The organism is Clostridium sp. YIM B02506 (assembly GCF_022324845.1).
GTDB classification, from domain to species: domain Bacteria; phylum Bacillota; class Clostridia; order Clostridiales; family Clostridiaceae; genus Clostridium_T; species Clostridium_T intestinale.
Map to the genome: position 1 here is coordinate 113,288 of NZ_JAKGTG010000009.1, position 22,641 is coordinate 135,928.

The 22,641-nt window shown below is 31.5% G+C and carries 17 protein-coding genes and 1 pseudogene; 10 read left to right on the plus strand and 8 right to left on the minus strand.

Going from position 1 to position 22,641, the window contains the following annotated elements:
• Positions 1-447: pseudogene (locus L1S49_RS23210) on the plus strand (collagen-like protein); the annotation flags it as partial.
• A gap of 221 nt (positions 448-668) precedes the next feature.
• Here L1S49_RS23210 and L1S49_RS09430 read toward each other — a convergent pair.
• Positions 669-2,513, minus strand: a complete 1,845-nt coding sequence (locus L1S49_RS09430; RefSeq protein ID WP_238903857.1) for a sulfite exporter TauE/SafE family protein — start codon at positions 2,511-2,513, stop codon at positions 669-671.
• Positions 2,514-2,663: 150 nt separating this feature from the next.
• Here L1S49_RS09430 and L1S49_RS09435 point away from each other — a divergent pair, with 150 nt between their 5' ends.
• The 9 genes from L1S49_RS09435 (at position 2,664) to L1S49_RS09475 (ending at position 14,226) form a co-directional block, all read left to right on the plus strand.
• Entirely contained in the window at positions 2,664-2,906 is a 243-nt protein-coding gene (locus L1S49_RS09435; protein ID WP_238903859.1) for a hypothetical protein, read from the plus strand.
• Positions 2,907-3,187: 281 nt separating this feature from the next.
• Positions 3,188-4,243, plus strand: a complete 1,056-nt coding sequence (locus L1S49_RS09440; RefSeq protein ID WP_238903860.1) for an aldose epimerase family protein — start codon at positions 3,188-3,190, stop codon at positions 4,241-4,243.
• 251 nt (positions 4,244-4,494) lie between these two features.
• A complete protein-coding gene (locus L1S49_RS09445) occupies positions 4,495-5,994 on the plus strand; it encodes a sugar ABC transporter ATP-binding protein (protein ID WP_238903862.1) in 1,500 nt (499 codons plus the stop codon).
• A 37-nt stretch (positions 5,995-6,031) separates the two neighbouring features.
• Positions 6,032-7,258: a galactose/methyl galactoside ABC transporter permease MglC gene (mglC, locus tag L1S49_RS09450; protein ID WP_238903864.1), complete on the plus strand. Its 1,227-nt coding sequence runs from the start codon at positions 6,032-6,034 to the stop codon at positions 7,256-7,258.
• A gap of 170 nt (positions 7,259-7,428) precedes the next feature.
• Positions 7,429-9,039, plus strand: coding sequence for a response regulator (locus tag L1S49_RS09455; RefSeq protein ID WP_238903866.1), 1,611 nt, complete (start codon positions 7,429-7,431; stop codon positions 9,037-9,039).
• A 12-nt stretch (positions 9,040-9,051) separates the two neighbouring features.
• Entirely contained in the window at positions 9,052-10,860 is a 1,809-nt protein-coding gene (locus L1S49_RS09460) for a sensor histidine kinase (RefSeq protein ID WP_238903867.1), read from the plus strand.
• A complete protein-coding gene (locus L1S49_RS09465; RefSeq protein WP_238903869.1) occupies positions 10,860-11,840 on the plus strand; it encodes a substrate-binding domain-containing protein in 981 nt (326 codons plus the stop codon). The genes L1S49_RS09460 and L1S49_RS09465 overlap by 1 nt, the downstream gene beginning before the upstream one ends.
• Positions 11,841-11,881: 41 nt before the next feature.
• Positions 11,882-12,937 (plus strand): galactose ABC transporter substrate-binding protein, encoded by a 1,056-nt coding sequence (locus tag L1S49_RS09470; RefSeq protein WP_238903871.1) that lies wholly within the window; start codon positions 11,882-11,884, stop codon positions 12,935-12,937.
• A gap of 227 nt (positions 12,938-13,164) precedes the next feature.
• Positions 13,165-14,226: a galactose ABC transporter substrate-binding protein gene (locus tag L1S49_RS09475; RefSeq protein ID WP_238903874.1), complete on the plus strand. Its 1,062-nt coding sequence runs from the start codon at positions 13,165-13,167 to the stop codon at positions 14,224-14,226.
• 52 nt (positions 14,227-14,278) lie between these two features.
• Here the strand turns inward: L1S49_RS09475 and argF are convergent, their stop codons facing one another.
• Genes argF through L1S49_RS09510 form a run of 7 tightly spaced genes read right to left on the minus strand, consistent with a single transcriptional unit; the run spans position 14,279 to position 22,217 of the window.
• Positions 14,279-15,205: an ornithine carbamoyltransferase gene (gene argF, locus L1S49_RS09480; RefSeq protein ID WP_238903876.1), complete on the minus strand. Its 927-nt coding sequence runs from the start codon at positions 15,203-15,205 to the stop codon at positions 14,279-14,281.
• An 18-nt stretch (positions 15,206-15,223) separates the two neighbouring features.
• Complete coding sequence (locus tag L1S49_RS09485; RefSeq protein WP_238903878.1) at positions 15,224-16,399, minus strand: aspartate aminotransferase family protein; 1,176 nt, start codon at positions 16,397-16,399, stop codon at positions 15,224-15,226.
• A 12-nt stretch (positions 16,400-16,411) separates the two neighbouring features.
• On the minus strand, positions 16,412-17,263 hold the full coding sequence (argB, locus tag L1S49_RS09490) for an acetylglutamate kinase (protein ID WP_073020763.1): 852 nt from the start codon (positions 17,261-17,263) through the stop codon (positions 16,412-16,414).
• Positions 17,264-17,278: 15 nt separating this feature from the next.
• On the minus strand, positions 17,279-18,502 hold the full coding sequence (gene argJ / locus L1S49_RS09495; protein ID WP_238903880.1) for a bifunctional glutamate N-acetyltransferase/amino-acid acetyltransferase ArgJ: 1,224 nt from the start codon (positions 18,500-18,502) through the stop codon (positions 17,279-17,281).
• 31 nt (positions 18,503-18,533) lie between these two features.
• A complete protein-coding gene (gene argC, locus L1S49_RS09500; RefSeq protein WP_238903882.1) occupies positions 18,534-19,571 on the minus strand; it encodes an N-acetyl-gamma-glutamyl-phosphate reductase in 1,038 nt (345 codons plus the stop codon).
• A 31-nt stretch (positions 19,572-19,602) separates the two neighbouring features.
• On the minus strand, positions 19,603-20,988 hold the full coding sequence (argH, locus tag L1S49_RS09505) for an argininosuccinate lyase (protein WP_238903884.1): 1,386 nt from the start codon (positions 20,986-20,988) through the stop codon (positions 19,603-19,605).
• Between the two features lie 2 nt (positions 20,989-20,990).
• Positions 20,991-22,217 (minus strand): argininosuccinate synthase, encoded by a 1,227-nt coding sequence (locus tag L1S49_RS09510; protein WP_021803081.1) that lies wholly within the window; start codon positions 22,215-22,217, stop codon positions 20,991-20,993.
• Between the last annotated feature and the right edge of the window lie 424 nt (positions 22,218-22,641).

Genomic DNA, 22,641 nt, shown 5'->3' on the forward strand with positions numbered 1-22,641 from the left:
GGACCAACAGGGCCAGTGTCACCAGTAGGACCGGTAGGACCAACAGCACCGGTAGAACCGGTAGGGCCAGTAGCCCCAGTAGGACCAACAGGACCAGTAGAACCAGTAGGGCCGGTAGCACCAACAGGACCTACAGGGCCAATATTACCAGTAGCCCCAGTAGGACCAACAGGGCCAGTGTCACCAGTAGGACCGGTAGGACCAACAGCACCGGTAGAACCGGTAGGGCCAGTAGCACCAGTAGGACCAACAGGACCAGTAGAACCAGTAGGGCCGGTAGCACCAACAGGACCTACAGGGCCAATGTTACCAGTAGGACCAACAGGGCCGGTGTCTCCAGTAGGGCCAGTAGGACCGGTTGGCCCAGTTGGACCAGTAGGACCAGTTGGACAACAATTCCAATCATCACAGCAATGTTTATTATTACATATACTTGCACTATCATAAAAATCGTTTCGACAAGAGTATCTATTATTCAATTAAAACACCCCTTTTTAAAAAGTTTACTACTAATATACTATTATTTTTATTAAGGAAGAGTGCTTATAAAAAGCCGAATTGTAAACTAATTTGTCAGCGAATACGGAAAAATTCATTTAGGGGCCTTTTGATAATAAAAAGAGCAGCAAAATAATATAAAATCATTAAGCTACTCCAGTTTGAAAATATTAATCTATTAATTCTGATCTAACGTTTTCTATATCTTCTGTTTCAGGTGAATCAGAAGTTTTTATGGTTCCAACTATTGAAAAATCTTTTTCTATAAAGTAGATACTGGATTTATTAAGTGTAATATCAATAGATCCTTTAAAGTCTGATATAGTGAAGGAACCAACAATTTCTTGTGAACTAAATTCAACTATATTATAAGTTCCATTAGCAGCAGGCATTTTAGTTAAATTGAATGTAAGTTTAGCTGGAATATTAGTTTTTAAAATTGAAACAAGTGGTTCAAAATAGGTATCTATTCCAGAAATACTTAGAGCTTGATTGCTACCCGAAATAGAGCTTTTTTTAACTAATCTATCTGTAGGTATTTCAGCTAATGGCAAGCCGTAAACCAGGAATTCTTGAGTTTGATTAGTAGAAGAACCTTGACAGCAACCTCCACCAGAATTTTGTGAAAGTTCACTTTCTGCTGACGATATATCTTTATCACTTACACCGTCGAGGGTGTCTACAACTTTTATAGAGCCTGAGAGCATTCCCATCCAACAACTGTAGCTAATATCTTTATCACCAGCTGTAAAATTGATTTTTGTTTCACCTTTTGTTAGTTTTTGCTTTATATTCATAGATGGGAAAATAACTTCGTTATTACATGATGTTATTGTTTCACCTTCAAAAATAATTTCAGTAGGAAGATTTTTTTCTATAAATACTACTCTTGGGGAGTAGCCAGAAGATGTTGCTTTTATTTTTACAACCTGTTTTCCATCTATTACTGTAGCCTTATTTTCATCAGTTATCACATTAGATGAATTTTTGCTGTTAAAAGATAATAAATTATTTATAGGAATATTTACACCTAATAGTGTAAAGCCTCTGTTTGCCATTAAAATTCCTAATATAACGATTAAGATTCCACTGAATTTTATAAGTTTTTTAGTGTTTTTCATATTTATGGCATTTATAGCTAACGAAAATATAAGCATAAGAGGAATAGTCCCTAGTCCAAAAATGAACATAGAGGATGCTCCTTTAAAGAAACTTCCAGAAGCTAAAGCATACAACTGCATGGTTTGCAAAGGACCGCAAGGCATAAATCCATTTAGTAAACCAACAATTAAAGGACTAGATTTTTTATTTGAAAATTTACAATTACTAAATGGAAGTTTTAAGTTTATTCCTCTAAATAGTTTAAAGCCAGACATATTAAAACCCATTATTATCATAAAAAGACCAGCAAGTATTGATATAGAGGCTTGAGTACTTAATGATAAAGAAAAAACAGAGCCTAAAGCACCTACTAATCCACCTAATAGAGTATATGAGGTTAATCTACCTACATTATATAAAAGAGAAGGAAGTAGATTTTTAAATTTACTTCCTTTATTTATAGTTATACTTTGAGATAACATTATTCCACCACACATACCTACACAATGAAGAGAAGTGAAAATACCTATAACAAATAACATAAGATAAGTTGTATTTGTACCTAAGTTATTACTTATATTGAAAGTACCAGAATTTTTACTTAGTGCTATAATAACAAAAGCAAGAGCAACTATAGCAAATATAGAGATAATTTCTTTAAAAGTTGTAGAAGAAGCATTTGTATTAATTTTGTTATTAGAGATTTTTATGGTATATCCTGAACTTTCTATTGCAGAACAAATTCTGCTGTAAGAACATTTAGTAGAATCAAAAATTACCTTCACTAAGGCGGTTTTATAATTAACCTCAACCTCGAGGACACCATGTACCTTTTTTATAGAATCTGATATTATTTTTTCACAGGATGTACAAACCATATCTTCAACTAATATATGAGTAGTTTTTATGGACAAAATATCACCTCTTAAATTTATATTACTTTCTGAGACATAATTATATGAAACTAATGTGAAGATAAAATGAAGAAACATACTGGCATCTTCATTTTATCTTCATAACTATGAATTAGACTAATTGTAATATTAAAATTTAGGAGTGAGAGAATGAATAAGAAATTAAATCTTAAACATATTATGCCTATGGCGCTATGTTGTATGTTACCTATATTGATAGTTAGCTTATTACCAGTTATCCAATTAGTATTACCTGGGGCTGCACCTATTTTAGCATTTTTAAGTCCGTTTATATGTCCAATTATGATGGTATCTATGATGTTTTTTATGGGAAAAGGTGATAAAAAACATGGATGTTGTGATCAGAAAAAAGAAGAAAAAATAGAATTATAGGGTTAATAAGTTAGGTATAAAATAATTTAGATATATACCTAACTTTTTTATTGCATAGGAAAGTGTATTCTTTTCTATGCAATAAAAAATGCAAGGGGTGCAGGGGAAGTTGTGTTCCCCTGCCTGTTAAGGAGGGTGCTCAGACACGCAGTGTCGTCGAAGGGAACCATAGGGTTCCCTAGCGAAGTGGCGACAGCCACTTTTTTATTCTTGAAAGAACAACATAATATACTTATACTAGCTAATATAGGTAGTATTTTATATAAAAGGAGTATGAGGGTATGGGAATTAGAAGAGAATTATTTGGAAAGTTAATGAATGAAGTTGAGGTGGATATTTTTACACTTACTAACTCCAAAGGAATGGAAGTGAAAATAACAAATTTAGGTGGCGCTATAGTATCTTTAAAGGTTCCTGATTCTAAAGGAGAATTAGATGATGTTGTTTTAGGGTATGATACTCCTCAAAAATATTTAGAAAAGGGACCATATTTAGGAGCTATTATAGGAAGATGTGCGAATAGAATCGAGGAAGGTATTTTTGAGATAAATAATATAGAATATAAACTTCAAAAGAATAGTAAACATCACTTGCATGGAGGAAATAGAGGATTTGATAAGGTTTTATGGGAATCAGAACTTGTTAATTTAGGTGATAGTCAGGCATTAAAACTATCATATCTTAGTAAAGATGGTGAAGAAGGATACCCAGGCAATTTAGAAGTTAATGTTATATATTCTGTTAGTGAAGATAATGAGCTTAAAATAGATTATAGAGCTGTTACAGATAAGGATACAGTAGTTAATCTAACTAATCATTCTTACTTTAATCTTTCAGGGCATTCTTCAGGAAGTGTGTTAGAGCATAAAGTTATGATAAATGCAAGTAGCTTTACGCCTTCTAACAATGAGTCAATTCCAACAGGTGAAATATTAAAAGTTGATGGAACACCAATGGATTTAAGAAAATTAACTACAGTAAAGGATAAAATATTTAGTGATTATGAACAGATAAATTTCGCTAATGGATTTGATCATAATTGGGTATTAGATGTTAGCACAGAAGAACCTAAAAAAGCTGGAGCAGTGGTAGATGAAAAAAGTGGGAGAGTTATGGAAGTTTATACTACTAAACCAGGAGTACAATTTTATACGGGGAATTTTCTAGCAGGGGGGCCTACTGGAAAAGATGGAGTAACTTATGAAAATAGAGATGGGTTATGCCTAGAAACACAGTTTTTCCCTAATGCAGTGAGATGTAGTAGTTTTCCATCCCCAATATTAAAAGTTGGTGAAGAATATAAACACACTACTATATATAAATTTTCAGTTATTTAATAAATATAGAATAGAAAAAAGACATGCATTTTTTATTAATTTATGCTTGTCTTTTTTAGAATAAAAAAATATGAATTTGTTATATAAATTAATTAAGAAATTCGATAAAAGTGTGAAGAATTTTGTATGGAGAGTAGAAGAGAAAGTTTATATAATTAATAATGTAAACGAATAACAATAATAAAACTAACTAAATGAAAAATAGACAAAATAAAGAATGGATTAATATTTGACCAAAGGAGGATTGTGGTATGGGTGAGTATGTACTGGAGATGAACAATATAACAAAGACATTTCCAGGGGTAAAGGCGTTAGATGACGTATCATTAAAAGTACGTAAAGGTAGTGTTCATGCCCTAATGGGAGAAAATGGTGCAGGAAAATCAACCTTGATGAAATGTCTTTTTGGTATATATCATCAAGATAATGGCGAAATAATATTAGATGGACAAAAAGTTGAAATAAATACTTCAAAACAAGCATTAGACTTGGGAGTATCAATGATACATCAGGAACTACATCCTATTAGATTTCGTCCAGTTATGGAAAATATATGGCTTGGAAGATTTCCTATGAGAGGAATAGCTGTAGATAAGAAAAGAATGATACGTGAGACAGAAGCCTTATTCAAAGAGATTGATTTAGACATTGATCCAGAGATATTGGCAGGAAAGCTTTCTGCATCTAGTCTACAATTGGTTGAAATCGCAAAAGCGGTTAGTTATAATTCTAAAATAATTATTATGGACGAACCAACATCTTCATTAACTGAGAATGAAACGGAACATTTATTTAAAATAATAAAGCAACTTCAAAAAAAGGGATGCGCAATTATATATATATCTCATAAAATGGAGGAAATTCTTAAAATATCTGATGAAGTTACTATCATGAGAGATGGTCAAGGGGTAGGGACTTGGGAATCAAAAGATCTTACAACAGAGCTTATAATTAACCGTATGGTAGGAAGAGATATGACTCATAGATTCCCAGAAGCAAACTATAAACCTACAAAGGAAGTTGTATTAAAAGTTAACAATCTTTGTTCTCCTTTGGAGAAATCCTTTCAAGATGTAAGTTTTGAGTTATATAAAGGTGAAATTCTTGGTATAGGAGGGCTTGTTGGAGCTCAACGTACAGAACTTGTAGAAGCACTATTTGGTTTAAGAACGATACAAGAGGGAACTATCGAAAAAGATGGTAAGGTAATAAAAATAAAGTCTGCAAAAGATGCTAAATTACAAGGATTAGCTCTATTAACAGAAGAGAGACGTGCTACTGGTATCTTAGGGATATTATCAGTTTTAGATAATACAGTAATTGCAAGTCAAAAAGATTATGCAAAGTTTGGAGTATTAAAAGAAGGAAAACGTTATAAAGCTGCAGTTAAATCTAATACAGATTTAAAAACTAAAACACCAAATATGGAGCAACTTATAAAAAATCTTTCTGGTGGTAATCAGCAAAAAGTTTTAATAGCACGTTGGCTTCTTACAAATCCAGATATTTTAATATTAGACGAGCCTACAAGAGGAATTGACGTAGGTGCAAAATATGAAATTTATTCTATTATGCATGACTTGGTTAAAAGAGGCAAATCAATCATAATGATCTCTTCAGAAATGCCAGAGTTACTTGGAATGTCAGATAGAGTTATGGTTATGTGTGAAGGAAAAGTTACTGGAATTTTAGACAAAGATGAAGCAGATCAAGTAAAAGTTATGAATTATGCAACACAGTTTATGAAATAAAGAGACTTAGTTATGTTAAAGAAGGAGAGGATTAGATATGCAAGAAGCTAAAGTTATCTCACGCAAGGATTTTGGAAAAATATTTTTAGGAATTGGTGCTTTCCTTGTTGTGTTAGGAATTGTTTTTAATTTTATTTTAGATCCAGATGTGTTTTTTGATTTACCTATTTATATAGATGGGATAGGAATAATTGCCGCTATTTATGGGCTTAAACATTTTTTAGATAAAAAAAATCACGACAGTACAGTTACCTTTTCAGGAGAGACAGTTAAAACCTTTTTAACTAATAATGCAATTATTTTAGCATTACTAGTATTAGTAGTTGTAATAATGATAATTCAACCGCGTTTTATGCAGTATGAAGTAATGCTTGACATACTAACAATGTCATCAACTAAACTTATAGTTGCCTTAGGTATTTGTTTTACATTATTAATAGCAGGTACAGATTTATCGGCAGGACGTATGGTTGGTTTAGCGGCAGTAATATCAACATCAATGCTTCAAAATCCAGACTATGCTAATAGATTTTTCCCTAACATGCCTCAGCTAGCAGTTATAATCCCTATAGTAATAGCAATTATAGCTTGTATGGTATTTGGTGTACTAAATGGTTTCTTAGTAGCAAAATATGATATGCATCCATTTATAGCTACTTTAGCAACACAGGTTATAGTATATGGTGCATGCTCTCTATACTTTGATATGCCACCAAATAAATCACAACCAATTGGTGGGGTACGTCCAGACTTTATTGCACTTGGACAAACAAAGCTTTTTAACATAGGAGATTTCCCAGGTATATCAATTCTGGTACCTATAGCACTTCTATTTGTAATATTAGTTTGGTTTATATTAAACAAAACTATATTTGGAAAGAATGTTTATGCTATAGGAGGAAATCGTGAAGCAGCAGTAGTTTCAGGAGTTAACGTATTTGCAACTATAATGGGAATATTCATTTTCGCATCACTTTTATATGGTGTAGGAGGTATACTGGAAGCTGCTAGAACTGCTGGAGCAACCAATCAATATGGTAATGGATACGAACTTGATGCAATAGCAGCCTGTGTTGTAGGTGGTGTATCACTAAATGGTGGTGTTGGTAAAGTTGGAGGAATTGTAAGTGGTGTATTGATATTTACAGTTATACAATATGGATTACAGTTCATAGCGGTAAGTCCAATGTGGCAACAAGTTATAAAAGGTGCTATCATTGCAGTAGCAGTTGCTATAGACTTAGCTAAATATAGAAAAAAATAAATTGATATATTGATAAGAAGGTTTGCTTCAATTAAAAATTGAAGTTGGCCTTTTTGTCGTTTTAAATAATATGGACATGCATTGCATAAAAGGAATTTTTTAGATATAATAGTAATCGATAATTAAATTATTATATTTAACTGCAACTTAATAAAAGAAGGAGTAATATAATGAGCTTATATAGAATTATTATAGTAGATGACGAAGAAGAGATAAGACTTGGAATTATCAAAAAAATAGACTGGGAAGCTTACGGGTTTGAAGTAGTTGGAGATGCTGAGAATGGTCAGGATGCTCTTGAAAAGGTTGAAAAATACAGACCGGATGTTTTAATGACAGATATAAAAATGCCCTTTATGGATGGATTAGAATTAGGAAAAAGAGTTTCAGAAATGATGCCTTCTACTAAAATTATAATTTTTTCAGGCTGTGACGATTTTGAATATGCTCACAAGGCTATCCAAATTAATGTAGTTGAATACGTTTTGAAACCGATTAATTCTGTAGAACTAATTGAGGTCTTAAAAAGATTAAAAGAAAAGCTTGATTATGAATATAATGAAAAAAGAAATTTAGAAAAACTACAAGAATATTATATTGAAAGTTTACCAGTAATAAGAGAGCAATTTCTGGTAGGAGCTATTGAGGGAAGGATAAATAGTGAAAAGTGGAGTGAACAGATTGATAAATTAAACATAGATTTAAAAAAGGAATATTTATCTGTAGCACTTATTCGTTCTGAAGGAAACTTGAAATTAAAGGATATAAACAATAATATTAATGAAGACTCAGTGCTTACTAATATATCAATAAAAAAGACAGTAGATGAAAATATGCACAAATATTGTAGCTTCACAAGTTTTATTTATTCTGATATTGTTGTAGTAATAGGAGGATTATCTTCTAAAGATGAGATAGGTCATTTTATAAATGGTATAAATGAAGTATGCAAGGTTTATGAGCGTATCACAAATTTAAAAATATCAGCAGGTATTGGGTATGTTTATAATGATCCATGCGAGATAAAATTTTCATATAGAACTGCCTTAAATGCATTAGAATATAAGTTGATACTTGGCTTAGGAAAGGCTATTTATATTGATGATGTAGAACCAGATAATTCTATTGAGCTTCAATTTCACGAGCAAGAAGAAAACTTAATGTTAAATGCAATAAAGATTTCGACTAAGGAAGAGATTAAAGAGGTTATTAATGGTTTATTTGATAAAGTTCAGCATTTACTTTTACCATTTAACAAGTATAGAATTTATATTATGGAGATAATGACAGCTTTATTAAAGCTTATACAAACTTATGAACTAGATATGGATTATATATTTGGTGAAAATTTTAATTGCTATGAACACTTAGATTCCTTTGGGTCAATAGATGAGGTAAAGGAATGGTTTATAAACAAGTCTATCATGGTAAACGTTTTGATTAAAAAAGAACGTGTGAATTCATCTATATTGCTTGTTGAGCAAGCAAAACAGTATGTATTAGAAAACTACACAGATCCAGATTTATCTGTAGAACAAGTATGTTCTAAACTTCATGTAAGTTCTACTTACTTTTCTACAATATTTAAACGTGAAACACAAAATAATTTTGTAAATTTTTTAACTACAGTACGTTTGGAACAAGCTGTAAAACTTTTAAATACAACAGATTATAAGACTTACGTTATAGCTGAAAAAGTAGGATATCCAGAGGCTAATTATTTTAGTTATGTATTTAAAAAGAAGTTTGGGGTATCACCTTCAAAATATAGAAAGAATTGAGTTTGATCTGTAATGATAAATTTTATAAAGAAAAAAGTTGAAAAAGTATTAGATAAAAGTAAGAATACAAGCATACAACATATAATATCTATTTCCTTTACTGTAATATCAGTTGTAGGGATGATTATGGTTGTTGGAGCAGTTTATTTAAGATTTATAAACTCAGCAGAAAATATGGTATCCGAAAATAATAAGGCTATACTAGAACAAGTTAATTTAAACTTAGATAGTTACTTAAGAAATATGATGAAGGTATCGGATGCTAGTTATTATAGTGTTATTAAGAAAAAGGATTTAGCAGTAGACAGTATAAGTAAGGATATGGATTTATTATATGAATCAAATAAAGATTCTCTTATAAGTATAAGCGTATTTACAGAATATGGAGAACTTATAGGAGCATCCCCAGTAGGAAAATTAAAAGACTCTGCTAATCCTACAAGAAGTGAATGGTTTTTAAAGGCTATAAGTAGAAAAGAAAACCTTCATTTTTCAACTTCACATGTTCAGAATTTATTTATAGATCCAGATTATAAATATCGTTGGGTTATTTCTTTAAGTAGAGCTGTAGAATTAACTAACAATGGGAAAATAACTCCAGGTGTATTGCTAGTAGATATGAATTTCAGTGAAATAGAACAAATATGTAAAAATGTTAACCTTGGAAAATCAGGTTACGTCTATTTAGTTGATGGAGAGGGAGAGATAATATATCATCCAAGACAACAATTAATATATTCAAACTTAATAAATGAGAATAATAGAATGGGATCTACATATGAGGATGGAACTAATATAGAAACTTTTAATGGAGAAAAAAGATTAGTTACAGTAAAAACAGTAGGATATACTGGGTGGAAAATCATAGGGGTCACTCCAATGGTTGATATAACTTCTGACTATAGACAAATAAGCTTATTTGCAATATTTATCATGTTTTTTGCGATATTTATCCTAGTGTTTCTCAATATGTTTGTTTCTTCTCGTATAGCAAACCCTATAAAGGCACTTGAAAAGTCAGTAAAAAAGCTTGAGAATGGAGACAAAGATGTAGATATAGCAATAAGTGGATCTTACGAAATTCAGCATCTAGGGAAAGCTATAAAATCCATGGTAAATCAGTTACATGTACTTATGGACAATATAGTAAGGGAACAGGAGTCCAAAAGAAAAAGTGAGTTAAATGCTCTTCAAGCTCAGATTAATCCACATTTTTTATATAATACATTAGATTCTATTGTTTGGATGATAGAAAATGAAAATTATGATGGAGCTATTACAATGGTAACAGCTTTAGCAAGACTTTTTAGAATAAGCTTAAGTAAAGGGAAAAATATAATATCAGTAAAAGATGAAATTGAACATGCACGTAATTATTTAACAATACAAAACATAAGATATAAAAACAAATTCACATATAATATTGATATAGATGAAGAAACATTAAATTTATCGACTATTAAATTAATAATTCAACCTTTAATCGAAAATGCAATTTATCATGGTATGGAATTTATGGGTGGAGATGGAGAGATATTAATAAAAGCGTACTTGAAAGACGAAGATTTATATATTGATGTTATAGATAATGGACTTGGAATGGAGCAAGAAGTTGCAGATACTCTTCTTACAAGAAAAAATAATGGAAAGAAAAAGAGTTCAGGTATTGGATTAAAAAATGTTCATCAAAGAATACAGATATATTATGGTGTAGAATACGGACTTAAGATTTATAGTGAGCCTGATGAAGGGACAACAATTAGAATACATGTTCCTGCTATTGATTTTAGTGAAGCACAGAAGAGGGAGGAAGGTAAATAGTGAAAAGTAAAAAAACAGTTGCATTTATAATTTTATTTTTACTATTAATTATATCCTTTTCAGTACTTTTAGATGATACATTATCAAATCAAAAAAATAGAAAAATACATAATATTTCTTTGATAACAAGTGGAAGAAATAATGAAAGCTTAATGATAATGAAGCAAGGTGTAGAGCAAGCGGCATCAGAACTGAATATAGATGTAAGTTTTATAAATCTTTCGCAAGATAATAATATAGATGAGCAAAAAGAGTTAATTGATAGAGAAATAAAAAATGGAGCAGATGCTATAATATTATCACCAGTAGATTATGAAAAAATGGCTAATACAGTAGAAGAAGCTATGAAAAAAGTACCTATTATTCTTATCGAGTCTAATGTTGATTTAGAGAAAACTCCACCAACAATTTGGAATGATAATTATGAGCTTGGGGAACTTTTAGGAGAACAAATGATTGAAATGGGGGATATGGGGAAAAAAGTTGCAATTATAAAAAATAATTTAGAGTGCAAAAGCATAGCGGACAGGTACGAAGGATTTATGAGTGTTATGAATAAAATTAATAATACCTATCTGTTTTGGGAAATTCCAAATGAGAGTCAAGCTAATTACTATACTGAGATAAAAAAACTATTAGAGAACAATGATGTAGATGTAGTAGTAACTCTCAGTACAGGTATGTTAGAGTATGTTGCCGAAGTAAAAAAGGACTCTAATATAATAGACAATGAAAAAAGTTCGATAAAAGTCTACGGTACAGGAAGTACAAGTAAAATAATTTCAGCTTTAGAGGAAAAAAACATTAATGCAACAGCTACGCAAAATGAATTTAATATAGGATATCTAGGGGTAAAGGCTGCTGTAGATAAGTTAGAGGGTAAGAAGATAAGTAATAGCACTATATCTTCAACTATTGTTAATACAGATAATATGTATTCAAAGGAGAATCAAAGATTGCTATTTCCGCTTATTAGGTAAAAATAATGTCTTAAATATATGAGAATTTTGAGGTGTTTATAATGAAAATACTTAAAAAAATATCCTTATGCCTTTTAACCGTTACAATTGGTACTTCATTATCAGCATGTAATTATAATAATAATGGAACTAATAAAGATAGTATTAAAAATATAAAAATAGGAGTTACATTATATAGGCAGGATGATGCTTTTATTTCTGCAATTACAAAAGAGATTGAAGATGTAGCTAAGGAAAAAGAGGGCGATAGCAATTATAAGATAACAATTAATGTTGTAGATGCTAAAGGAAGCTTGACTAATCAAAATAGTCAGGTAGAACGGTTTGTTTCTCAAAATTACGATGTTATATGTGTGAATATAGTAGATAGAACGGCTGCCTCTATGATGATTGACAAAGCGAAGTCTGCAAATATACCTATGATTTTCTTTAATCGTGAACCTGTTGAAGAAGATATGGAGAGATGGGATAAGCTATATTATGTTGGTGCAAAAGCAGAACAGTCTGGAGAAATACAAGGGAAAATAATTTTAGATACTTATAAGAGTAACAGAAGTTTGGTGGATAAAAATGGAGACGGAAAAATTCAATATGTAGTACTTGAAGGGGAACCAGGGCATCAGGATACCTTAATAAGAACAGAGCACTGTATAAAACCCTTGATAGAAAATGGTGTTGAATTAGAAAAACTATCTGATGAAATTGGTAACTGGCAATATGCCCAAGCAACTACAAAAATGAATCAGTGGATTAAGGAATTTGGAGATAAAATAGAAGTTGTATTTAGTAATAATGATGAAATGGCCTTAGGTGCTTTAGAAGCATTAAATAATGACAATACAATAAAAAGACCTCCCCTTGTTGTTGGAATTGATGGAATTCCTGAGTCACTAACCCAAGTTAAAAATGGGGCAATGATAGGAACTGCTATAAATGATTATAAATATCAAGCTAAGGTAATATTTAATATGGCTTATTTATTGTCAACAAATGGCGATATAAATTCAGTAGAGGGATTAGAAAAAGGTAAATATGTAATGGCTGATTATTCAGAAGTTACAAAGGATAATGTAGATATATACATGAAAAGTAAATAAATTCAAATTAGAAATGTTATTAGCTTACTACTATAAATTAGTAGAGTAAGTTTATAGCATTTTTATTTTTGTTTAGATTTAATTTCTAATATTTAACTAAGAAATTCGATAAAAGTGTGAAGAATTTTGTATGGAGAGTAGAGCGAAAAGTCTATATAATAAGAAATGTAAACGAATAACAAACCAAAATCATATAAAATAATAAGATTTGATTACGGAGGGGTATTATGAAAAGGTTTAAAGGATTATTAACAATCGTTATGTCAGCTGTTGTAATTGCTGGTGCAATGGCAGGATGTAGTTCAAAAGGAAATGATTCTAGCTCAGGCGGAAAGAAAGATTCTAAAGTTTTAATCGGTTCTGCAATCTACAAATTTGATGATACTTTCATGACAGGGGTTCGTGGTGCTATGGAAGGTCAAGCTAAAGATAAAGGAACAGATATAGAATTAGTGGATTCACAAAATAAACAACCTACTCAAAATGAACAAGTAGATACATTTATTACCAAAGGGGTAACTGCTTTAGCAATAAATCCAGTTGATAGAACAGCTGCTGGTCCAATAATAGAAAAAGCAAAAGCTAAAAAGCTTCCTATAGTATTCTTAAATCGTGAACCTGAAAAAGCAGATATGGATAGCTACGATAAAGCATGGTATGTTGGAGCTAAAGCTGAACAATCAGGAACTCAATCAGGAGAAATTTTAGTTGATTACTTTAAAGCTCATCCAGAAGCAGATAAAAATAAGGATGGAGTAATTCAATATGTAATGCTTCAAGGAGAACCAGGACATCAAGATGCTACTCTTCGTACAGAATACTCAATAAAGGCTATAGAAGCTGGCGGATTCAAAACTCAAAAACTTGCTGCTGATACAGCTATGTGGGACAAAGCTAAAGCAACTGACCTTATGAAAGCATTTATAACTGGTCAAGGTCTTGATAAGATAGAAGCAGTTTTAGCAAATAATGACGATATGGCTCTAGGTGCAATAGAAGCTTTAAAAGCTGAAGGATATAACAAAGGCGATGCTTCTAAATATATTCCAGTAGTTGGAGTAGATGCTACAGCACCTGCATTACAAGCTATGAAGGAAGGATCTCTTCTTGGAACAGTTTTAAATGATGCAGCAAACCAAGGTAAAGCTACAGTTAATATAGCTATAGCAGCTGCAGAAGGTAAAGAAATTAACGAAGCAAACGTTGGTTACCCTGTAACTGAAGGAAAATATGTATGGATTAACTATGTAAAAGTTACTCAAGAAAATTACAAAGATTATATAAAATAATTTAAATTAATATAGAAAAGATGCTACCTAAAATAGCATCTTTTTTATATACTTATTTATTACCTAACAATTTAACTAATACAGCCTTTTGAGCATGAAGTCTATTTTCAGCTTCATCAAAGATTTCTTCTGAGTGTTTTTCAAATGTTTCAGTAGAAATCTCTTCATCTCTATGAGCAGGAAGACAGTGAAGAACTAGAGATCTTGGATTAGTGTAAGACATTAAATCTTCATTAATTTGGTAACCTTTAAAAGCTTCAACTCTTTCTTTAGCTTCAGCTTCTTGCCCCATACTTGCCCAAACATCAGTAATAACAATATCAGCAGATGTAACTGCTTCAACTGGAGAATCTGTAAGAACAAACTTAGCGTTAGTCTTTTCAGCTAATTCTTTTCCAAGCTCCAAGTAATAATTATCTGGAGTATATCCAGACGGAGATGCTATAGACACATCCATACCTAGAGTTAATGCACCTACTATTAAGGATTGAGCCATATTATTACCATCACCTATAAAAGCAAGCTTTAATCCATCAAAGCTTTTTTTATACTCTCTTATAGTCATTAAATCTGCTAAAACTTGACATGGATGTTCATCATCAGTAAGTCCGTTTATTATAGGAATATCAGAGTATTTAGCTAAATCATCAACTTCTTTTTGTTCAAAGGTACGAATCATTATGCCATCTAGATATCTAGATAAAACACGTGAGGTGTCACAAACAGGTTCACCTCTTCCTATTTGTAAATCCTTTGAGCTTAGGAATAAAGCATTTCCTCCAAGTTGATACATACCAACTTCAAAGCTTACTCTAGTTCTAGTAGAAGCCTTTTGAAAAATCATACCTAAGGTTTTACCCTTTAAGTGATGATGTTCTATCCCGTGTTTATGTTCATATTTTAGTTGATCAGCTATATTTAATATATCTAAAATCTCTTCTTTTGTGAGATTTTCCATCTTTAATAAATCCTTTTTCATAATAACCCCCCTCATAAATTAAATGTTTTTTATTATATCTACTAATATCTCTAATCCAATCTTTAAGTCTTCTTTTGAAATTACTAATGGGGGTAGAAGTCTAACAACTTTAGGCCCAGCAGTAAGAACTAAAAGACCTTTTTCCAAAGCTTCTTTTTGAACTTTAGACGCTTCTCCATTTATCTCTATTCCAATCATTAGCCCTTTTCCTCTAACTTCAACTATATTAGAAGTAGAAGAGTTTTCTAAAAATTCTTTAATAAAGTTACCTTTATCAAGAACTTCATCCATAAATCCTTCGCTAGATACTGCATTTAAAACTTCAATTGCTCCAGCAGTAGCTACGGGGTTTCCTCCAAAGGTTGAACCATGATCACTAAAAGAGAAGGTGTCTTTTAGTTTTTCATTACAAAGAATACCACCTATAGGAAGACCAGCACCTAAACCTTTTGCAACAGTTACAATATCAGGATTAACATTAAAATGATTAAAACCAAATAGTTTACCGGTTCTAGCTATACCACATTGAATTTCATCAAATATGACTAAAATATCTTTTTCTTTAGCTATATCAAATATTTTATCTATAAATTCTTGGTTTAAAGGTCTTATACCGCCTTCACCCTGAATAGCTTCTATCATAATTGCGCATACGCTATTATCAACAGATTCTTCTAAAGAACCTAAATCATTAGCGTCTACGTACTTAAAGCCTTCAGTAAATGGGTAAAAGTATTTATGAAACTTTTCTTGTCCAGTAGCTTTTAGGGTAGTAATAGTACGTCCATGAAAGCTATTGTTTAAAGTTATTATAGTACTTCTTCCTTCACCATATTTATCGTAGCTATATTTTCTAGCAAGTTTTATAGCACCTTCGTTAGCTTCAGCTCCAGAATTAGAGAAAAATACCTTGCTCATTTCAGATAGAGAAGTTATTTTTTCAGCTAATTTTAAAGTTGGTTCTGACATAAATATATTAGATACATGAGTTATCTTATTTAGTTGAGCAGTAACTGCATTTACCCAAGCTTCGTCTCCATAACCAAGGGAAGAAACACCTATACCAGATGTAAGATCTAGATATTCTTTTTCATCACTATCAAAAAGTTTTACTCCCTTTCCATGAGAAAAAACTACAGGAAGGAAAGGGTAGGTGTTCATAAGATATTCTTTTGCCCCAATTAAATCATTCATTTCAACATCCTCCTAATAAATCATTGTTCCTATGCCATCTTTTGAGAATAACTCAAGTATAAGTGCATGTGGAACTCTTCCATCAATTATTTGAGCCTTTTTAACTCCCATTCTAACTGACTCTACACAACAGTTAACCTTAGGAATCATTCCTCCCTTTATAACATTATCCATATAAAGACGAGGGATTTCGTGTAATCTTAATTCTGAAATCAAAGTTGATGGTTCTTTAGGATCAAGCATAACTCCAGGTACATCTGTAAGAAGAATTAAATTTTCAGCCTTTAAAGCAGAGGCTATTTTAGATGCACAAGTATCTGCATTAATATTATAAACTTTATTTTCCTCACCTGTAGCTATACTACCTATCACTGGAATGTATCCGTTAGCTATAGAGTTTTTAATGATTTCAGTATTAATTTTTGTAATTTCACCTACATTACCAAGATCAACTTCTGAAGAGATTTTTTTGGCTTGAATCATGGAACCATCCATACCAGATAGGCCAATAGCTTTTCCACCAGAAGCTTCAATTAACTTTACTAAGTCTTTGTTTACTTTTCCTCCTAAAACCATTTGAACTATATCCATGGTTTCATCATCTGTGTATCTTAATCCATCTATAAAAACACTTTCTTTGTTTATTTTCTTTAGATAAGAGGAGATATGAGGACCGCCACCATGCACTACCACAACATTAATTCCTACATAGTTCATAAGAACTAAGTCAGCTATAACCCCTTCACGAAGTTCATCACTAATCATGGCATTACCGCCATATTTAACAACAACAGTCTTGCCTTTATACTGCTGGATGTAAGGTAATGCTTGCACTAAAATATTGGCTCTTTCATTGTAATTCAACTCTAGGTTCCTCCTTTAGGATCTGTAATCTCCATTGATTTTTACATAGTCATAAGTTAAATCGCATCCCCAACAAGAAACAGAGTGGGAACCAGATTTCATATCAACTAATATTTTAATTTCTTTTTCTAATAGTATTTCTTTTGCTAGTTCCTCTGAGAAGTTTACAGGAAAAGCATTTTCACATACCTTTATAGTTCCTTTAGAACTTTCAAAGAAGATATCGATATTTGATAAATCTACATCAACATCAGCATATCCAAGAGCACATAAAACTCTTCCCCAGTTAGCATCACTGCCAAAAATAGCTGCTTTAACTAAGCTTGAAGATATAACTGATTTAGATAACTTTTCTCCAATTTCTTCACTAGAAACATTAGAAACAGTACATTCAATTAACTTTGTAGCACCTTCACCATCTTTAGCAATCAATTTAGCTAAGGTTATGTTTAAAGTTTTTAAAGCCTCTACAAATATTAGATAATCTTCATTTTCACTATCTATTAGAGTATTTTCAGCAAGACCGTTTGCTAATATAACAACCATATCATTTGTAGAAGAATCTCCATCTACAGATATTCTGTTGTAACTTATATTAACAGTATCTTTTAAAGCTTTATCTAATAGAGCAGAGCTTATATTAGCGTCTGTAGTTATAAAAGATAACATAGTTGCCATGTTAGGGTGAATCATTCCAGACCCTTTTGCCATTGCACCTAAGGTAACTTCTTTACCTGATAACTCAAACTTGATTGAGAGTGACTTTAAGAAGGTATCAGTAGTCATTATAGCCTCAGCAGAAGATAGAGAACCTTCTGGGCTTAGTTCATCTATTAGAGAAGTCATAGAGTTTTCTATAGGCTTAACGTTAAGCTGAACACCTATAACACCAGTAGAAGCAACTAATACATCTTCAGTTTTATAGTTTAAAGAATTAGCCACAAGAGAACACATAGTTTCAGCGGCTATAAGACCTTTTTCCCCAGTACAGGTATTAGCGTTTCCACTATTTATTATTACTGCTTGAGCTTTATTATCTATTAAATGATCTTTAGTAACTAAAAGTGGAGCCCCCTTAACCTTGTTTTTTGTGTAAACTCCAGCTGCATTACAGATTTTTTCTGAAACTAATAATGCAAGATCCTTTTTGTTTTTATCTTTTTTTATTCCAGCATGTATGCCAGAAGAAAGAAATCCTTTAGGAGAGGTTACCCCTCCTTCTATAATGTTTATATTCAATTAAATAACCCCCTTAGTCATATGCAGATGTCTAAAATGCTGGTGCTATAGTATTTAATCCTTCTTTTTCATCAAAACCTAAGAGGATATTCATATTCTGGATTCCTTGTCCAGCGGCACCTTTAATCATATTATCAATACAAGATATTAATATTAATTTATTGCTGTCTTCATCATAATGAAGAGATATTTGGCAGTAGTTAGATAATCTAACATTGTTAATTTTAGCTACTTCACCGAGTGGAAGTACATTCACAAAAGGTTCCGTGCTATAAAATTCACTAAATTCCTTATGGATATCTACAAGATCTATTTTCTCCTTTGGAGTAGTATATATCGTAGATAATATGCCTCTATTAATAGGTAGTAGGTGAGGTGTAAAAATTAACTTTACCTTTTTATCTAAAGAAGCAGAATTTAAAACTTCTTCAATTTCAGGTGTATGTCTATGATTAGCTATTTTATAAGCACTTAAGCTTTCATTACAGTCTGTAAAATGAGAGCTTTGACTAAGAGCTCTTCCCGCTCCAGACACACCAGATTTAGAATCAGCTATAATTCCATTTTCTTCGATTAGTCCTTTTGATATAAGAGGAAGTAGTGCAAGCTCTATAGAAGTTGCATAACACCCTGGATTTGCAACAAGCTTTGTTTCTTTAATCTTAGCCCTATTAAGCTCAGGAAGTCCGTATACTTCGCTGCCATGTAATTCAGATAAATCAAAGCTTTTGCCATACCATTTCTTATATACACTTTCATCAGAAAGTCTAAAATCTGCCCCCATATCTATGCAAATTTTGTTTTTATCTAATACTTTTTTGGCTATATGTTCACTTAAGCCATGAGGAAGAGCAGCAAAAATAACATCACTTTTTTCGATTACCGCATCTTCATCTGTACATATAAGTGAAGTTATATTATAAAAACTTGGGTATATGCTAGATATATCTTGCCCACTAAAACTTACAGAGGATATTCCTGAGATTATAACTTCCTTATGATTCATAAGAAGTCTTATAAGTTCAGCACCTACATATCCTGTTCCCCCAATTATTCCGACCTTTACCAAAATAAATACCCCCTTTTTCGCCTTTGAAAAACTATACTATTTTATTACTATCTATGAAATTCTTTAAAGCTTCTAGTTGAATCTTAACTGATTTAGAACTTGGTCCTCCAATGACCTTACGTTCCTCAACACAGGTTTCAAGAGAGATAGCATTATAGATATCTTCTTCAAAGTAAGATGAAAATTCTTTTAAAGCTTCTAAAGAAAGCTCTTCTATATTTATTCCTTTATTAATGCAGTGAAGTACGATGGCCCCAACAACTTCATGTGCATTTCTAAAAGCAACACCTTTTTTAACTAAGTAATCAGCTACATCAGTAGCATTTGTGAATCCACCTAAGGCACCTTTTCTCATATTATCTTTTTTGATTCTCATGGTTTTTAACATTCCATTGAAAGTCTTTATAGATAAAAATACTGTGTCTAGTGCATCAAATAAAGCTTCTTTATCTTCTTGCATATCCTTATTATAAGCAAGAGGAATTCCCTTCATTAGAGTAAGAAGAGTGATTAAATCCCCATAAACCCTTCCAGTTTTACCCCTAACTAACTCAGCAACATCAGGATTTTTCTTTTGAGGCATTATAGAGCTTCCAGTAGAGTAGGCATCATCCAATTCAATGAAGCTAAACTCGTGAGTACACCATAATATAACTTCTTCAGAAAATCTTGAAAGATGCATCATTATCATAGAAAGAGCAGATAAAGTCTCTATAACATAATCTCTATCAGAAACAGCATCTAAACTGTTTAAACTAATAGAGGAGAAGTCAAGTTCTTTTGCAACCATCTCTCTATCTATAGGATAAGTGGAAGTAGCAAGTGCACCACTTCCTAAAGGCATTTCGTCCATTCTTTTTAAAGTATCTTTTATTCTACCTAAATCTCTTTTAAACATTTCACCATAAGCAAGTAAATGATGAGCAAAAGTTATAGGTTGAGCCTTTTGCATATGAGTATAGCCAGGCATTATTGTATCTATGTTTTCTTCTGCTTTTATTAAAAGAGTTTCTTCAAATGATAGGATTACATTAATTAAGTTCTTTAGTTCCTTTTTTAAATATAATCTTGTATCTAAAGTAACCTGATCATTTCTGCTTCTTCCAGTATGAAGCTTTTTACCCTCATCCCCAATGTAATAAGTAAGAGTTGCTTCTATAAAGGAGTGTATATCCTCAGAAGAAGGATCAATTTCAATAACCCCATTTTCAATCCTTTTACTTATTTCAGTAAGACCTGAGATAATTTTTTCTCCATCTTGTTTTGGGATGATGTCTTGAGCTATAAGCATTTTTACATGAGCTAAGCTTCCATCTATATCTTCCTTAAACATTCTTCCGTCTGTTCTAATAGAAGAGTTAAAGTCATTTACTAAATTATCAACTGCCTTCTGGAATCTTCCACCCCAAAGTTTCATAATTATTTCACTCCATTCACTTTTGCGTCCATTTTTGCTTTAACTGTTACTGGTAATCCAAATAGATTTATGAATCCTGCTGAATCATTTTGATCGTATACTGAATCTTCACCAAAAGTTGCATATTCTTCTGAATATAAGGTATATGGAGAAGTAGAACCAGCAGAAACTATATTTCCTTTATATAACTTAAGCTTAACATCTCCAGTTACTGTTTCTTGAGTTTTATCAACAAAAGAAGAAAGAGCTTCTCTAAGAGGAGTAAACCATTGACCGTTATAAACTAAGTCAGCAAATTTTAAAGCTATTTGCTCTTTATAATGTAATGTTTCTCTATCTAAACATAAATATTCTAATTCTTTATGAGCGTAGTAAAGAATTGATCCACCTGGAGTTTCATATACTCCTCTTGATTTCATTCCTACTAAACGATTTTCAACCATATCTATAATTCCAACACCATTTTCTCCACCAACTTTGTTTAGAGCTTTTATTATAGATACCCCATCCATTTTTTCACCATTTACAGCTACAGGAATTCCTTTTTCAAAGCTAACAGTAACGTAAGTTGGTACATCAGGAGCTTTTTCAGGAGAAACTCCCATTTCTAATATTTCATCATATTTTGGTTCATTAGCTGGATCTTCAAGATCTAAACCTTCATGACTTAAATGCCATAAGTTTTTATCTTTAGAATAGTTTGTTTCGTAAGTTATTTTTATAGGAACATTTTTTTCAATAGCATAAGCTATTTCTTCTTCTCTTGATTTAAGATCCCATATTCTCCAAGGAGCAACAACAGGAAGCTCTGGAGCAAAAGCTTTTATAGTAAGTTCAAAACGTACTTGGTCATTACCTTTACCAGTACATCCATGAGCTATAGCATCTACTCCTTCAGCTTTAGCTATTTCAACCATTCTTTTTGCAATTACAGGTCTTGCAAAAGAAGTCCCAAGAAGATATTTTCCTTCATAAGTTGCACCAGCTTTTAAAGTTGGGAATATATAATCCTCAACAAATTCTTTTTGTAAGTTTTCTATATATATTTTAGAAGCACCAGTTTTGATTGCTTTTTCTTCTAAACCTTCAAGTTCATCATCACCTTGTCCTACATCTCCAACAACAGCTATTACTTCTTCACATCCATAAGTTTCCTTAAGCCATGGAATGATTATAGATGTATCCAATCCACCAGAATATGCTAATAAAACTTTATTGTACTTTTTCATTTTACAACCCCCGTAATTTCCATATTTAAGATATTTAATATTATAGAACTTTATGAATAATTATGCAATATTTATTTATAAAAATTAGTTATTTTTATATTTATACATTAAAGTATAGGTTTACAGATGATAATATACATTTTTATTTATAAATTTATTGATAAATAAACATAAGAAAAGTAGTATAAGCTTGCATAAATAGGGTAGTGCTTAAAAAGAATTCATTATACAACTCTGTATTAGAAAAAATAGAATTTTTTATTAAAAGATGAATAATAAACAGGCAAAAAAGTAGACTACCCTTTAAAAAACTCAACAATATTAAAAAAAGAGCTTGCTAATAAATCTCTAAAAAGCCAAAATGCCTATTGAAGAATTGAAGAATTGAAGAATTGAAGAATTGAAGAATTGAAGAATTGAAGAA